The sequence below is a fragment of the Streptomyces sp. SCPE 10 genome (genome assembly GCF_051980735.1).
In the GTDB taxonomy this organism is placed as follows: domain Bacteria; phylum Actinomycetota; class Actinomycetes; order Streptomycetales; family Streptomycetaceae; genus Streptomyces; species Streptomyces misionensis.
Window position 1 is genome coordinate 613348 of the sequence record NZ_CP197069.1, and the last position, 14321, is coordinate 627668.

Sequence of the window (14321 nt, forward strand, 5' to 3'; positions counted from 1 at the left end):
ACAGCTCAGGTCTCCTCGGTACGGACGATCACCACCGGGCAGGCCGCGTGGGCCGCCACCCGCTGGCTGACCGAACCCAGCATGACGCGGGCGAAGCCGCCCCGGCCCCGGTTGCCGACGACCAGCACCTCCGCGCCCTCGGCGGCCCGCAGCAGGACCTCGGCGGGGTTGCCGTGCGCCATGCGGGTGGACACCTTGGCGGCCTCCTCGGCGCCGAGCACCTCCGTCAGCTCCTGCCGCATCTGCTCACGGGTGGCCTCCTCGTCGATGTACATGTCCACGGCGGGCGCGGACCAGCCGTACAGCGGCACTTCCCAGGCCGCGACGGCCTCCACGGCGCCACCGACGAAACCGGCGTAACGTACGGCCCAGCGCACCGCTTCGAAGGAGGACGGCGAGCCGTCGACCCCCACCACGACCCGGGGCTTGGAAACGTCCTGGTCCATCTGTCCACCTCTCTGCGTGCCCCCTGTCCTCCACGCTGCGCGACGCGCCGCCGGGGCGCCAGAAAAGAGCGTCCGTTCGGCCCTGCCGCCGGGCGCCCCGCGGGTGCATCCTGCGAGAAGAGGACCGGGAGGTGAGCCAGGGATGGCACGTCGGACCAAGAAGAACGGCAAGAACCGGGCCGGCCGCGACTGCGGGGCCCCGCTGCCCGCCCGCCGCGGCGCCCGCCCCCGCACCGCCCACGGCACCCCGGGCGCCGGGCACTGGCGCGGTCACGGCGCCGGCAACCAGTGGCTGCTGCTGCCCGGCGGCACCTGGCGGCGGGTGGAGACGATCCGGGTGCGCGGCCTGTTCGGATAGGCGCCTGTCCTTGGGACCTTGTCGGTGTCGCGGCGCGACATGCCTACACGGGCTGCCAGGGGTTGGTCTCGTAGCAGCCGACCAGCAGGTCGGTCACGGCGGGATCGACGGCCAGCGCCGTCTCGTCGACGCCCGCGACCGGGACGGCCGGCGAGATGGAGTTCGAGAGGAAGGCCGCGAGGCCCGGGGTGCCGGCCGCCCAGGTCCCGAGGTCCCGCAGATGGACCTCCCGCCGCTCGGACGGAACGCCCTTCGCCGCCAGTCCTCGCTCCAGCAGCTGCATCGTGATCCCCGGCAGCACGGCGGCCCGGGGCCAGACGACCCGCTCGCCGTCGAAGAAGCCGATGTTCGAGACCGAGGCTTCGCCGATCCGGCCGTCGCGGTCGACGAACAGCGCGTCGTCGTACCCGGCGAGCACCGCCCGGCGCCGGTGGAGACCGAGTCCGAAGGTCCCCGCGTGCTTGACGTGGGCGAGGTCCCGCTCGTACGCCACGGTCCGCAACCGCACGGGCGCGGTCCGCGCCGGGAGGGGATCGCCGGTCGTCACGGCCACGTCCGGCGCCACCTCCTCGCCGCGCAGCACGGCGTCCTGCCGGCGGCTGAAGACGGTCACGCGCACCGACGCCGCGTCCGGGCGGGCGCGCAGCGCGTGCCGGACGAAGGACCGCACCCGATCGGCGTCCAGGCCCGTTCCGAACAGCTCCCGCGTGTTGTCCGCCAGCCGCTTCAGATGCAGATCCAGTCCCCGGACCGCCCCGCCCCGCGCCTGCATCGACGAGAAGTGCGCGTAGGTCGCCCGCGCGAGCACCTTCAGGTCCTCGCCGTCCGCTTCGGCACCGTTGACTTCCACCCGGTCGATCACGATCCCTCCCTCACCCGTACCCGGCCACCCTAGACACCGCCGGGACGGTGGGCGATCGGCTTTCGCGTCAGGCCGCTCAGCCGGGGGTGATCGGGAGGTCGTCGGTGTAGGCGTTGACCGGCGGGGCGATGCGGCTGGTCCGGCGGACGTCGAGCGCGGCCGGCGCGGTCCTGGTGCCGAGGGTGCCGCCGGGGTGCCAGGTGCCGATGACGGCGAGCCAGGTGTCGGCGGGCGGTGCCGGTGTGCCGTGGACGCGGACCTTCACGGTCTGCGAATCGGCCGCGCAGCACGTGAAGACGATGCGGGTCAGATACCAGCCGTCGCCCGCCGGGGCCGGGGTGACGAAGCCGGTCAGCCGGACGGTGCGGCCCCGGATGGCCCCGCTGTCGTCCTGCTGCACCCGTCTGGTGAACTCCGTGAGGGTCAGCGGCAGCGGGGAGGTCGCGGGCAGTGGCGCGAACCCCTTCTTGCGGGCGGCGAGCGGCTGGGCGTCGGAACGGGCGGCGGTGTAGGCGCCGAGTGCGGGCGGGGTCCACAGCAGCAGGCTCAGCGCCGGGAGCAGGAGCAGCCAGGCGATCCTCGGCGGTCCGGGGTGGTCGTGGCCGTGGTGCCCTTGGCCGGGGTCCCGGGAGAGCGCCGCCACGAGCCCGAGCAGCAGCAGGACCGCGCCGGAGGCGAGGAGCAGGGGGCGCAGCCCGGCCTTGACGTAGCGCAGGTAGGTGTCGGTGAACAGGGTGATGTGCAGCAGTCCGGCGCCGGTCAGGGCGGGCAGCAGGGTCTGGACGGGCCGTCTCACAGCAGGGCGCCTCCGATCAGGGCCCCGGCGGCGACGGCCACGACCATGGTCGCCGTGCAGAACCGCCAGGCGAAGGCGCGGCCGAAGGTGCCCGCCTGGAGGGCGATCAGCTTCAGGTCGACCATGGGGCCGACCACCATGAACACGAGCCGGGCGGTCGGCGGGAACCCGGTCAGCGAGGCGGCCACGAACGCGTCGGCCTCCGAGCAGACCGCGAGCAGCACGGCGAGGGCGGCCAGGAAGAGCACCGACAGCCAGGGCGTGCCGGAGAAGGCGTCGAGGACGGCGCGCGGTACGGCGACGTTGAAGGTGGCGGCGGCCATGGCGCCCAGCACGAGGAAGCCGCCGGCGTGCAGGAAGTCGTGCTGGAAGCCGAGCCGGAACTCGGTCCAGCGGCCGTGGCCGTGCTCATGGCCGTGCGCATGTCCGGTGTGCCGGCGGCGCAGGACGGGGCGCAGCCACTTCTCGTCGCCCCGCCAGAGCCACAGCCAGCCCATCGCGGCGGCCGTGCCGAGGGAGGCGAGCAGCCGGGCGGCGACCATCGCGGGATCGCCCGGGAAGGCGACCGCGGTGGCGGTGAGCACCACGGGGTTGATGGCGGGCGCGGAGAGCAGGAAGGCGAACGCGGCGGCGGGGGTGACGCCCCGGCGGATCAGGCTGTTGGCGACGGGCACGGAGGCGCACTCGCAGCCCGGCAGCACCGCGCCGGCCACGCCCGCGACCGGCACGGCGAGCGCGGGCCGCTTGGGCAGCACCCGGGTGAACAGGTCGGGGGGCACGAAGGCGTTGATCGCACCGGACAGCACGGTGCCGAGGATCAGGAAGGGGAGCGCCTGGACGGTGATGGCCAGACAGACGGTGCGCCAGGCCTGAACGGCGGGCTGCTCCGGCCACCGGACGCCGCCGAACAGCAGCACCACCGCGACGCCCGCCGCCAGCGCGGCCGTGACGAGCGGCCAGGGCCGGACGCGGCGCACGGCCGGGGGGAAGGGGACGGCCGCCACACCCTCCCGTACACCGACCGGTTCATCCGTTTTCTCCATGAGCACTCCGGATGTCGGGTTCGCCGACGATATGCGAGGACCACGACCCGGCCGCGCACCCACGCCGCCGCGTGCGCCACACGGCACCCGACACGGTGGCTCTTCTCACAATTCGGGCGAAACGGGGCTGCGCGTGACGGCAGCCACTTCGCTCCGGTCGGATTTTGTCTACGTTCACGAACCATGTCCTCGCATCCGCCCCGCACCGCACGCCGCACGGCCGGAGTCCTCCTCGCCACGGTGACCGCCCTGCTCGCCGCCGGTGTTCCGGCGGCGACCGCCGCCACCCCGGCTCCGGCACCCAAGCCGTCCCAGCCCAAGCCGTCCCGGCCCACGCCTCAGCCCAAGCCGTCCCCGGCCACGTCCGAGACCGAGCAGTCCCAGCCCACGCCGTCGCAGGCCGCCCCGGCGGCCGACCCGGCGCCCAAGCCTTCCGAGCCGCCCGCCCCGGTGCCCGACCCCCACGCCACGGCGGCGGTCCTCGACCTCGACGCGGGCGGCGACTCGCCCGTGGTACACGGTCCGGACCGCGCCTACGACACCGCCAGCATCGTCAAGGTCGACATCCTCGCCACGCTGCTGCTCCAGGCCCAGGACGCCCACCGCTCCCTCACCGACGAGGAGCGCGGCCACGCCGAGCCGATGATCCGGCGCAGCGACAACGCCTCGGCCGACGCCCTGTGGCGGGAGATCGGCCGCGCCCCCGGTCTGGCGGCGGCCAACAAGCGCCTCGGGCTGACCTCGACCACGGGCGGCTCCGGCGGCAGGTGGGGCCTGACCCGCACGACCGCGACCGATCAGATACGGCTGCTGCGCGCGGTCTTCGACGACACCGCCCCCTCCGCGCTCACCCCCGCCTCCCGGGCGTACATCCGCACCCTGATGGGCGAGGTGCTGCCCGAGCAGTCCTGGGGCGTCTCGGCGGTGGACGCGTCCGGAGCCGGGACGAAGCTGAAGAACGGCTGGCTGGAGCGGAGCGCCACCCGCCTGTGGGACGTCAACAGCGTCGGCGCGGTCACCGTCGACGGCCACCGCTGCCTCGTCGCCGTCCTCTCCGACGGCAGCGCCTCCATGGACGCGGGCGTCTCCCTGGTGGAGCGCACCGCCCGCGAGGCCGTCTCGTAAGGCGACGCGGAAGACGCTTTTCGGCCGCCGTGGAAGGGGCACGCGACGGGGGTACGACTTCCGACCGGAGGGGCGATGCCACCATGGCCGAGTACGAACGTTCCCGCACGATGCCCGCGCAGCCCGAGCACGTCTTCGACCAGGCGGCCAACGTCACCCAGCTGGACACCTGGCTCCCGGACGCCCTGCACGTGGCCCCCGAGGAGCCGCCCGCCGTCACCGTGCACGAGGCCGGCACCGACCAGGACACCGCGGCCCTGCTGCGGGCCGAGCCCGACCAGATGCGTCTGGAGTGGGGCACCCGCGAGCAGGGCGAGTACGCCGGCTGGCTCCAGGTGGCGGGCATCGGCAGCGGCGCCAGCGAGGTGACCGTCCACCTGTCCTTCTTCGACGAAGGCCACGACCCGGGCGAACGCGCGGTCAGCGAGGCGCTGGAGGGCAGCCTGCGCCGGCTGGAGGAACAGGTGCGCCTGCGCACCGACAACCCGGCCGGCTGAGGCACGGCGGGTCGCCCTCCCGGCGGCCCGCGTGGCACGGCATGGAAGCCGACGGATGTCCGGTACAACCGTCCGGGTGGCACAGACGTCTCACAGAGCGGGGAACTCACGTTCCCCGCATGTCAGTTCGTCCACCGCCGTCGCTCCCGTCAGAGGATTCCATGCCCTTCAGCTCCCCCGGCCCCCGTGCACTGCGCCAGAGCGCGGGCGCGTTCGGTGCCGTCGCCCTGATCGCTCTGGGCGCCGCACCGGCCGCGGCCGCCGACGACCCCACGACCGGCCTGGTGCTGGGCAGGATCGCCCCGTTCGAGAAGGTGAAGCCGGGCAGCGACCTCCAGCTCGCGCCCACGTTCACCAACACCGGCGACGCGGCCCTGGACAAGGTCTGGCTGTCGTACTCCGTCACCCGTGGCCTGAGCCAGCCCGAGGTGCCCGCCAACTGCCTGCGCTACGAGATCGCCGCGGCCGACGAGGAGCCGGGGCGCTCCGAGGTGGTCTGCGAGTTCGACCAGCCGGTGCGCCCCGGCGTCGTCTACGCGCCGGAGCGCCCGCTGTCCCTGAAGGCGCTCGACCGGGCCCTGTACGACCGGCTGCGGGTGACGGTCGACTCCGCCGACACCGGCCCGGGCGACAACGCCTCGGCCCCGGTGCGCGGCACCGCTCCCGCGATCAAGCTGGCCGAGCGGCCCGACCAGACCCCGGCGCAGCCCGGTTCCGGGCAGCACGACGGCTGGGACGCCGCGGATGTCACGGTGACCGCCGACAACACGGCCGACTTCCAGGTGACCGGCGCCAAGCTGCGCGGCCGGGTCGGGGACACGGTCACGCTGCGGGTGGCGTACAAGAACGCGGGCCCCGCCTGGGTGCTGCGGGACCTGGGCCGGAGCGCCACCCACGTCCTGGTCACGCTGCCCGAGGGCACCTCGATGGCCAGGGCCGACGGTCACTGCAAGAACACCGGGGCCGAGTCCTACGCCTGCGGCACCGACGAGTCCTGGGTGACCGAGGGCGGCGGGGAGACCTACGCCTTCAAGGTGAGGATCGACAAGGCGGTGCCCGGGGCGAAGGGCTATGTCGAACTCGCCGAGGAGCCCCGGCCGTTCGACCACGTGAAGAAGAACGACACCGCGCTCGTCACGCTCGACGCCACCGGTGGCGGCGGCACGGGCGGGGGCTCGGAGGGCGGCGGTGACGCGACGGGCGGCACCGGCTCCACGACGACCACGGGCGGCACCGGCAAGGGCGCCGGCGGCACGGCCACGACCGGATCGTCCACCACGGGTGGCACCACCGGTACCACCGGCACCACCGGCACCGCGTCCACCGGTGGCACCGGCGGTCTGTCCGGCGGCACCACGGGCGGCAGCACGGGCGGCAGCCTGGCGAACACCGGTGCTGGTGCGGCGCTGCCGCTGGCGGGCGCCGCGGGCGCGGCCGTGCTGGCCGGCGCCGGTGTGCTGGTGGCCGTGCGCCGCCGGGGCGGCCGGCCGGAGTGACCCCCCGCTCGGCCTGACCGGCGGCGCCGCCGGTCAGGCCCCCGAGCCGATGCCCCGGGTGGTGTACGCGCACTCGGTGTAGATGTACCCGGGCCGGAGCTTGGCGGTGTCCGAGCCCGCGGTGGTCACCTCGCCGCTGTCCGGCTTGTGCACGAAGTAGGTGGTGCCGGGCGGGAGTTGGATGGTGCGCTGCGGGTAGTCCTTGCCGCCGCCGCACGGCTTGAAGGTGGACAGCACCGTCTCGTACATCGAGTACGACGAGCAGCTCCCGCAGCCCTTGAGGGTGAAGCTGCCGGTGACCGGTCCGGTGTACAGGACGGTGACGTCGTCCGGGCTGTCGTTCTTCACGGTGACGGTGATGCTGCCGCCGGAGGCGGTGGTGGGCAGCTTCTTGCCGGCCGCCGGGATGGTCTGGGCGACCTCGGCGGCTATCTCGATCTTCCGGGCCCGCTCCCGGTTCCTGTGGTGGGGGTGACCGGCGACGAAGTCGGTCATGGTCTTCTGCGCGCTACGGAAGTCGCCGTTCCGGTACTCCTCGATGCCGCAGGAGTACGCCCCGTCGTCGCCGCTGCGCTTGGCCCGGGCCGCGGCCCTGGCGAGCCCGCCGTCGGCGTCGCCCGCGGCGGCGGACAGCTCGCCGATGCCGGTGTTCAGCCGGTTCAGCTTCTCCACGGCCACGCAGGCCTGGGAGGCGATGGCCTTCTCCTCGCTGCGCACCTCCGCGTCGACGGCGGGGGTGACCTTGGCCGCCTGCGGGGACCGGGGGAAGGTCTTCATCAGGTCGCCGAAGTGGGAGACCCAGTTGGTGGTGTCGCCCACGGCGATCTGCTGGGTCCCGCACTCGTAGAGCGAGGTCGCCAGCCGGTCGTCGGGCCAGTCGGCCAGGGAGCCGAGCGTGGACTTCGGCAGGTGGTCGGGCACCGTGCGCAGGTAGGTCAGCGGGGCGATGGCGTCGCAGTACTCCTGGTCGGCGTAGGGGGCGGCGACCGTGGTGTAGTAGGCGTGCAGGCTGTCCGGGAGCTTGTGGGCGGCGCGGGAGCCGGAGTGGCGGACGGCGATGTCGCGGTAGACGGTCAGGGCCTGGCGGAAGTCGCTCCGCGCGCCGTTGTACGGCTTGGTCCGGTCGGCCGCCACCAGGCGGTCGGCGCGCGCCAGGCGGTCGACGAGCGCCTGCTGGACGGCCTCGTCATGGGCGCTGCGGTACCAGAGCGTGCCGCCGGCCGGAACGGCGAGCAGCACCAGGCCGAGCAGCGCCGCGAGGGGCGTGCGACCCGGCCGAGCGAGGTGGGTGCGGTATCCGAGGTGGGCCCCGTGGGCGGCCGCCAGGACCAGGACCAGGAGGTAGCCGGCGAGGACGGCGCCCGGGACGCCGTCGGCGTCGGCGGGCAGGGCGACGAGCAGCAGGACGCCGGTCGCGACCCAGCAGGCGGCCGTCAGCAGCCGGCGGCGCAGCAGCGCGTAGCCGAGGCCGAGGCCGGTCAGGTTGAGCAGGGCGACGGCGACGGCCCGCCAGGCGTCCGGGGGTGCGGGCGGCGGAGTGGTCGGCATGGGGGGCAGGCTGTGTCCCTGGCCCGGGCCCCACGGCCAGGGCGGTTCGGGATCGCCGGCTCTTCCGGTGTCTCCAGGCCCTCCCGGGCCCGCGAAATTTCCGGACATGACCACTCCCCTTTTGTTCGACAATCCCACGATCCTGAGCACCGATTCTAACGGTCTTCTCATCCGAGGGGACCCTCAACAACCGCTCTGTTATGGGTACTTGACCTCGTCGCGCGACGAGCCGCGCTGTCGTGTCCCCGCGGTGGACGGCGGCCGACGGCAGGGGCGGTGGCCCGCCGGGCCGGAGGCGGAGCACCGCCGTGTTCTCCCGGCCGCGCATCGCCTGACCGGCCCAATACGGGTGCGCCGAAGGGGCGAGGAGCCGTGACCGGTGTGACCGTGGTGGAAGGAATCCCCCCGGGCGCGCCCTCAGCGGCCCAGGGCGCACCAGTGACGAGGAGGCGGGATGCCGGACCAGGTCGGCATGAGCGGACCCCTGCTCATGGACGGCACCGACGCGGCGCGGGCCACGGCCTTCGAGCGGCTCGGCGCGGTCGCGGACGCGGTGCTCTACGAGGGCTACCTGCTCTATCCGTACCGCCGTTCCTCCCCCAAGAACCGCGTCCGCTGGCAGTTCGGGGTGCTCCTGCCCCGGGCCTGGGTGGAGCGCGACGGGCCGGTGACGCCGGGGATCTCGGGCTCCGCGGACTCCTGGTACCAGCGCACCGAGTGCCTGCTGCGGGTGCTGCGCGAGGACGCGGTGGTACGGGTGCGGGTGCGGTACCTCCAGATGCAGCACAAGCAGGTGGAGGCCGCCGACGGAAGCGGCGGGCACCGTGCGGTGGAGTCCCTGCGGACGGACGACGGCGCCGCCCACCTCTCCTTCGACGAGGCTGTGCCGCGCGAGACCGAACTGACCGTGCCGCTGGCCGACTTGCTGGACGGCGACCGTGCCGTGGCGGTCACCGCCCCCGCCGGGACCGAGCAGGAGCCGCTCTTCGCGGGCGCGGGGCGGATCCTGCGGCGGCGCCGGCAGGTGCGGGCGGAGACTACCGTGGGCGTGCGGCCGCTGGCGCCGGGGCTGTACCGGCTGCTGGTGCGCACCGAGAACACGGGCGAGCCCGCCGACGCCGGGGCGGTGCGGAACGAGGCGCTGCGCGACGCGCTGATCGCCACCCACACGCTGATCGGCGGCGAGGGCGTGGAGTTCGCCTCGCTGATCGATCCGCCCGCGGGGCTCGCCGGGCACGCGCGCGAGTGCCGCAACGCGTTCACCTTCCCGGTCCTCGGCGGCGCGGCCACCTCCCCGGCAGGCGGTGAGGGCGGCGGGCAGACGGGTCCGGTACTGCTGTCGGCGCCGATCATCCTGCCGGACCGTCCCCAGGTGGCGCCGGAGAGCCCGGGTGACCTGCACGACGCGGCGGAGATCGACGAGATCCTGACCCTGCGCACGATGCTGCTGACCGACGAGGAGAAGGCGGAGGCCCGCGCCACCGACCCGCGGGCCGCGCACATCCTCGACCGGGTCGACACCATGCCCCGCGAGGTCTTCGAACGCCTGCACGGCACGATCCGCTCGCTGACCCTGTCGGTTACGGCAAAGCCACCGGCGCCCGAACACCCCTTCGCGGCCGCCCGCTTGTCCCCCGCCGCCCCGCACCCGGCGGACGCGGCGGACGCATCCGGCCGCCCCGCCGGTCCGCGCTCCGTGTGGTGGCGGGAAGGCGGCGACGAGGACGTGGCGCCCGCGATGGACACCGTGCTCGTCGGCTCGGTGCCCGTGGGCGCCGGCAGTGCGGTGCTGCTGCGGCCGCGGCCACGCGGCGCCGACGCGCAGGACATGTTCCTGGCCGGGCGGGCCGCCACGGTCGCCGGGGTCTTCCACGACGTGGACGGCGGCGTGCGGCTCGCGGTGACCGTGGACGACGACCCCGCGGCCGAACTGCACGACTGGTACGGCCGTTTCCACTACTTCCGGCCCGACGAGGTCGAACCCCTCGCAACCACGGGCACCCCGGCCGGCTCCGGCCGGGCCCACGACCGACTGCGACGGAGGCCGCAGAGATGACCACACAGAGCGGTACCACCGAGGCCCGCGCCGACGCCCGCGAGGGCTTCGACGAGATCACCATCCTGTGGATCTCGGAGGGCATGAGCTGCGACGGCGACACCGTGTCGCTGACCGCCGCCGGGCAGCCGTCGATCGAGGACGTCGTCCTCGGCCTCATCCCGGGTCTGCCGAAGGTGAACCTGGTCAACAAGGTGTTGTCCCCCAGTCTCGGCGGGGAGGACTTCCTGGCCCCCTACCGCAAGGCGGCCCGCGGTGAACTGGAGCCGTTCATCCTGGTGATCGAGGGCTCGATCCCCAACCAGAACATCATCGAGGGCGACGGCTACTGGACGTCGTTCGGCAACGACCCGGAGACCGGCGAGCCGCAGACCCTCAACTGGTGGATCGACCAACTCGCGCCCAGGGCCTGGGCGGTGGTGGCCGCGGGCACCTGTGCCACGTTCGGCGGCATCCACGCCATGGCCGGCAACCCGACCGGCTGCATGGGCCTCGCGGACTACCTGGGCTGGGAGTTCAAGGCCCGCTCGGGGCTGCCGGTGGTCAACGTGCCCGGCTGCCCCATCCAGCCGGAGAACTTCATGGAGACCCTGGTGTGGGTGCTCCAGCACGCGGCCGGCTCCGCTCCCCCGCCGCCGCTGGACCACATGCTGCGCCCGCAGTGGCTGTTCGGCAAGACCGTGCACGAGGGCTGCGACCGGGCCGCGTACTACGAGCAGGCCGACTTCGCCAAGGACTACAACTCCCCCAAGTGCCAGGTGAAGGTGGGCTGCTGGGGGCCGGTCGTCAACTGCAACGTGCCCAAGCGCGGCTGGATGTCCGGCATCGGCGGCTGCCCGAACGTCGGCGGCATCTGCATCGGCTGCACGATGCCCAGCTTCCCCGACGCCTTCATGCCGTTCATGGACGAACCCCCCGGCGGCACGCTCTCGTCGATGGTGATCAAGCCGTACGGGGCGGTCGTCCGCCGGCTGCGCGGGCTGACCAACGACATGGTGAACCACGAGCCCCGCTGGCGGCACAACAAGCGCAAGCTGACCAGCGGTTACGACCCGCACTGGCGTGCCTGAGGCCGCCGTCCACCACCCCGCCCCCGATCCGCCCGATACGAACAGCGAGGGACAGTACCGCAGATGACCACCACCGAATCGCGGGCCGCAGGACGCAAACCCGCCCAGCTCGTGGACATGTCCTGGGATCCGATCACCCGGATCATCGGCAACCTGGGCATCTACACGAAGATCGACTTCGCCAACCGCGAGGTCGTCGAGTGCCACAGCACCTCGTCGCTGTTCCGCGGCTACTCGGTGTTCATGAAGGGCAAGGACCCGCGCGACGCCGGGTTCATCACCTCACGGATCTGCGGCATCTGCGGCGACAACCACACCACCTGTTCCAACTACGCCCAGCAGATGGCCTACGGGGTCAAGCCGCCGAAGCTGGCCGAGCACATCACCAACCTGGGCGAGGCGGCGGAGTACATCTTCGACCACACCATCTTCCAGGACAACCTGGTCTTCGTGGACTTCTGCGAGGCGATGGTCAAGGCCACCAACCCCGGTGTGCTGGCCCGCGCCGAACGCACCGACGCGCCCCGCGGCGACGTGCACGGCTACCGCACCATCGCCGAGATCATGAAGGCCTTCAACCCCTTCGAGGGCGAGGTCTACAAGGAGGCGCTGAAGGTCAGCCGGATCACCCGGGAGATGTTCTGCCTGATGGAGGGGCGCCATGTGCATCCCTCCACGCTGTACCCGGGGGGCGTCGGCACGATGCCGCAGCCCAACACCTTCACCGACTACCTCAGCCGGCTGATGCGCGTCATCGACTTCGTGAAGAAGGCGGTGGCGATGAACGACGACGTCTTCGACTTCTTCTACGAGGCGCTGCCGGGCTACGAGGAGGTCGGCAAGCGCCGTATCCTGCTGGGCTGCTGGGGCGCGTTCCAGAACCCGGACGTGGTCGACTACCGCTACGCCACCATGAACGAGTGGGGCAAGGCGATGTACGTCACGCCCGGCGTGGTCGTCGACGGCAAACTGGTCACCAACAATCTGATCGACATCAACCTCGGGCTGCGCATCATGCTGGGCAGCTCCTTCTACGAGGACTGGGTGAACGAGGAGCCGTTCGTCACCCACGACCCGCTGGGCAACCCCGTCGACATGCGCCACCCGTGGAACCAGACCACGGTGCCGGTGCCGCAGAAGCGGGACTTCGAGGGCAACTACAGCTGGGTGATGAGCCCGCGCTGGTACCACCCGGACACCGGCGAGCACCTCGCCCTGGACACCGGCGGCGGCCCGCTGGCCCGGCTGTGGTCGACCGCGCTGAGCGGCCTGGTGGACACGCCGTACGTCAAGGCGACCGGCGGCGGCATCCGCATCACCCTGCCCAAGGGCGAGAAGCTGCCGGAGACCACCCTGGAGTGGCGCATCCCGAAGTGGAGCAACACCCTCGAACGCGACCGCGCCCGGCCGTACTTCATCGCCTACGCCGCCGCCATGGCGCTCCAGTTCCTGGAGGAGGCCATGGGGATGATGCGCAGCGGCGACACCAAGGTGTACGAGAACTTCGAGGTGCCGGACGAGTCGATCGGCTGCGGTTTCCACGAGGCGGTGCGCGGGGTCCTCTCGCACCACCTGGTGATCCGGGACAAGAAGATCGCCAACTACCATCCGTACCCGCCGACCCCGTGGAACGCCAGCCCCCGGGACATCTACGGCACGCCGGGCCCGTACGAGGACGCGGTGCAGGGCCAGCCGGTCTTCGAGGAGAACGGCCCGGACGACTTCAAGGGCGTCGACATCATGCGCACCGTGCGCAGCTTCGACCCCTGTCTGCCGTGCGGGGTGCACATGTACATGGGCAAGGGCAAGACCCTGACCACCGTGCACTCGCCGACGTACGGGGCGAGCCATGCCTGACGCCGCCGAGCGGCTGACCGACCCCGCGGTGGAGGCACGCCTGGCGCGGCTGGACGAGGCACTGGCCGGCCTGGAGTCCGCGCCCGGCCCGGCCCTGGAGGCGGTGCGGCTGCTGACCGAGGTCTACGGCGAGGCGCTGGCCCGGATCGTGGACGGCGCGGACGAGCGGCTGTGGCGGCGGCTGGCCGGTGACGAACTGGTCGAACACCTCATGGTGCTGCACGACATCCACCCGCAGCCCCCGGCGGAGCGGGCCGCCCGTGCCGTGGAGCGGCTGCGGCCCGCGGTGCGTGAGCGCGGCGGCGACCTGGTGTGGGCCGGCGTCGAGGGCGAGGTGGCGCGGGTGCGGCTGGACCCCGGTGGCTCCGGGGGCGGCTGCGGCGGTGGCTGCGGGGGCGGCTCCGCGGACATCGCGGCGGCGGTCCGGACGGCCGTGCTGGCCGTCGCGCCCGAGCTGGGCGACGTGGAGATCGTGCCGGGTGGCGAGCAGCGCGCGCCGGCTCCCGCGTTCGTGCCGCTGAACACCGTCGGACGGCGGACCGTGCCGCAGGAGGCGCGGTGAGCGCGGACGGCGCGCTCGCCCGGGTCATCCGCTCCGCCGCCGGGCGCGCCGCCGAGGCCGAGAGCTGCGAGCTGTGCGCGGCCCGGGTGGCCGAGGAGCACCCGCACCTCTACGACACCGGGACCGCCGAGGTGCGGTGCGTGTGCGGCCCCTGCTCGGTGCTGTTCGCGGACGGCGCGGCGGGCGAGGGCCGCTACCGGCTGGTGCCGCGGCGCCGGCTGCGGCTGCCGCCGGTCGACACGGCCGCGCTGGGCGTGCCGGTGGGCCTGGTGTTCTTCGTGCCGCGCTCCGACGGCTCGGTCACCGCGCAGGGGCCGAGCCCGGCCGGGGCGATGCGCTGGGAGGTGGACGCGGCGGCCTGGCGGCAGCTGGCCGGCACGGTGCCGCAGCTGGCCGCCATGGCCCCCGACGTGGAGGCGCTGCTGGTGAACACCGTGCGGGGCCTGGACGAGCACTGGATCGTGCCGGTCGACGACTGCTACCGGATGACCGCGCTGATCCGCCGCGAGTGGCGGGGCCTCTCCGGTGGCGGACGGGTCTGGCCGGCCGTAGAACGGTTCTTCGGGGACCTGACCGAACGGTCGTAGGACCTGGAAGGAGATCGG

The 14321-nt window shown here is 73.3% G+C and carries 14 protein-coding genes; 9 read left to right on the forward strand and 5 right to left on the reverse strand.

All coding sequences use genetic code 11. The features are described from left to right. Positions 1 to 5: 5 nt before the first annotated feature. Positions 6 to 446, reverse strand: a complete 441-nt coding sequence (locus ACSP97_RS02890) for a universal stress protein (RefSeq protein ID WP_355151398.1) — start codon at positions 444 to 446, stop codon at positions 6 to 8. 142 nt (positions 447 to 588) lie between these two features. On the opposite strand from ACSP97_RS02890, the gene ACSP97_RS02895 reads away from it, so the two are divergent. Beyond that, positions 589 to 804 carry a hypothetical protein gene (locus ACSP97_RS02895; protein WP_355151396.1) on the forward strand — a complete coding sequence of 72 codons (216 nt, stop codon included), beginning with the start codon at positions 589 to 591 and terminating at the stop codon, positions 802 to 804. Between the two features lie 43 nt (positions 805 to 847). Here ACSP97_RS02895 and ACSP97_RS02900 read toward each other — a convergent pair whose 3' ends face one another. From ACSP97_RS02900 to ACSP97_RS02910, 3 genes are all read right to left on the reverse strand, one after another. Then, positions 848 to 1666 carry an aminotransferase class IV gene (locus ACSP97_RS02900; protein ID WP_355328812.1) on the reverse strand — a complete coding sequence of 273 codons (819 nt, stop codon included), beginning with the start codon at positions 1664 to 1666 and terminating at the stop codon, positions 848 to 850. 76 nt (positions 1667 to 1742) lie between these two features. Next, positions 1743 to 2462, reverse strand: coding sequence for a TIGR03943 family putative permease subunit (locus ACSP97_RS02905; protein ID WP_440556241.1), 720 nt, complete (start codon positions 2460 to 2462; stop codon positions 1743 to 1745). Continuing rightward, entirely contained in the window at positions 2459 to 3505 is a 1047-nt protein-coding gene (locus ACSP97_RS02910) for a permease (RefSeq protein ID WP_440556242.1), read from the reverse strand. The genes ACSP97_RS02905 and ACSP97_RS02910 overlap by 4 nt, the downstream gene beginning before the upstream one ends. A 183-nt stretch (positions 3506 to 3688) precedes the next feature. Between ACSP97_RS02910 and ACSP97_RS02915 the strand changes: the two genes are divergently transcribed. The 3 genes from ACSP97_RS02915 to ACSP97_RS02925 all read left to right on the forward strand — a co-directional run bounded on the left by ACSP97_RS02915 (position 3689) and on the right by ACSP97_RS02925 (position 6623). Continuing rightward, positions 3689 to 4630, forward strand: coding sequence for a serine hydrolase (locus ACSP97_RS02915; RefSeq protein ID WP_364725546.1), 942 nt, complete (start codon positions 3689 to 3691; stop codon positions 4628 to 4630). A gap of 83 nt (positions 4631 to 4713) precedes the next feature. After that, positions 4714 to 5127 carry an SRPBCC family protein gene (locus ACSP97_RS02920; protein WP_355328807.1) on the forward strand — a complete coding sequence of 138 codons (414 nt, stop codon included), beginning with the start codon at positions 4714 to 4716 and terminating at the stop codon, positions 5125 to 5127. A 161-nt stretch (positions 5128 to 5288) separates the two neighbouring features. Continuing rightward, a complete protein-coding gene (locus ACSP97_RS02925; protein WP_440556243.1) occupies positions 5289 to 6623 on the forward strand; it encodes a hypothetical protein in 1335 nt (444 codons plus the stop codon). A gap of 33 nt (positions 6624 to 6656) precedes the next feature. On the opposite strand, the gene ACSP97_RS02930 is transcribed toward ACSP97_RS02925, so the two are convergent. Next, positions 6657 to 8171 carry a hypothetical protein gene (locus tag ACSP97_RS02930; RefSeq protein ID WP_440556244.1) on the reverse strand — a complete coding sequence of 505 codons (1515 nt, stop codon included), beginning with the start codon at positions 8169 to 8171 and terminating at the stop codon, positions 6657 to 6659. A 454-nt stretch (positions 8172 to 8625) separates the two neighbouring features. On the opposite strand from ACSP97_RS02930, the gene ACSP97_RS02935 reads away from it, so the two are divergent. The 5 genes from ACSP97_RS02935 (at position 8626) to ACSP97_RS02955 (ending at position 14303) form a co-directional block, all read left to right on the forward strand. Then, the gene (locus tag ACSP97_RS02935) at positions 8626 to 10227 is read left to right on the forward strand and encodes a hypothetical protein (protein WP_440556245.1); all 1602 of its coding nucleotides are present in this window, start codon (positions 8626 to 8628) and stop codon (positions 10225 to 10227) included. After that, on the forward strand, positions 10224 to 11297 hold the full coding sequence (locus ACSP97_RS02940; protein WP_070024840.1) for a hydrogenase expression protein HypE: 1074 nt from the start codon (positions 10224 to 10226) through the stop codon (positions 11295 to 11297). Before ACSP97_RS02935 ends, ACSP97_RS02940 begins: the two co-directional genes overlap by 4 nt. Positions 11298 to 11360: 63 nt before the next feature. Further along, a complete protein-coding gene (locus ACSP97_RS02945; RefSeq protein WP_355151380.1) occupies positions 11361 to 13154 on the forward strand; it encodes a nickel-dependent hydrogenase large subunit in 1794 nt (597 codons plus the stop codon). Further along, positions 13147 to 13716 (forward strand): NifU family protein, encoded by a 570-nt coding sequence (locus ACSP97_RS02950; RefSeq protein WP_440556246.1) that lies wholly within the window; start codon positions 13147 to 13149, stop codon positions 13714 to 13716. Before ACSP97_RS02945 ends, ACSP97_RS02950 begins: the two co-directional genes overlap by 8 nt. Beyond that, on the forward strand, positions 13713 to 14303 hold the full coding sequence (locus ACSP97_RS02955) for a DUF5947 family protein (protein WP_358272968.1): 591 nt from the start codon (positions 13713 to 13715) through the stop codon (positions 14301 to 14303). Before ACSP97_RS02950 ends, ACSP97_RS02955 begins: the two co-directional genes overlap by 4 nt. Positions 14304 to 14321: the final 18 nt, after the last annotated feature.

Coding starts and splice junctions, on each gene's coding strand:
- ACSP97_RS02895 (WP_355151396.1), top strand. CDS start 589: ATGGCACGTCGGACCAAGAAGAACGGCAAGAACCGGGCCGGCCGCGAC.
- ACSP97_RS02940 (WP_070024840.1), top strand. CDS start 10,224: ATGACCACACAGAGCGGTACCACCGAGGCCCGCGCCGACGCCCGCGAG.
- ACSP97_RS02920 (WP_355328807.1), top strand. CDS start 4,714: ATGGCCGAGTACGAACGTTCCCGCACGATGCCCGCGCAGCCCGAGCAC.
- ACSP97_RS02910 (WP_440556242.1), bottom strand. CDS start 3,505: ATGGAGAAAACGGATGAACCGGTCGGTGTACGGGAGGGTGTGGCGGCC.
- ACSP97_RS02925 (WP_440556243.1), top strand. CDS start 5,289: ATGCCCTTCAGCTCCCCCGGCCCCCGTGCACTGCGCCAGAGCGCGGGC.
- ACSP97_RS02935 (WP_440556245.1), top strand. CDS start 8,626: ATGCCGGACCAGGTCGGCATGAGCGGACCCCTGCTCATGGACGGCACC.
- ACSP97_RS02950 (WP_440556246.1), top strand. CDS start 13,147: ATGCCTGACGCCGCCGAGCGGCTGACCGACCCCGCGGTGGAGGCACGC.
- ACSP97_RS02890 (WP_355151398.1), bottom strand. CDS start 446: ATGGACCAGGACGTTTCCAAGCCCCGGGTCGTGGTGGGGGTCGACGGC.
- ACSP97_RS02945 (WP_355151380.1), top strand. CDS start 11,361: ATGACCACCACCGAATCGCGGGCCGCAGGACGCAAACCCGCCCAGCTC.
- ACSP97_RS02930 (WP_440556244.1), bottom strand. CDS start 8,171: ATGCCGACCACTCCGCCGCCCGCACCCCCGGACGCCTGGCGGGCCGTC.
- ACSP97_RS02915 (WP_364725546.1), top strand. CDS start 3,689: ATGTCCTCGCATCCGCCCCGCACCGCACGCCGCACGGCCGGAGTCCTC.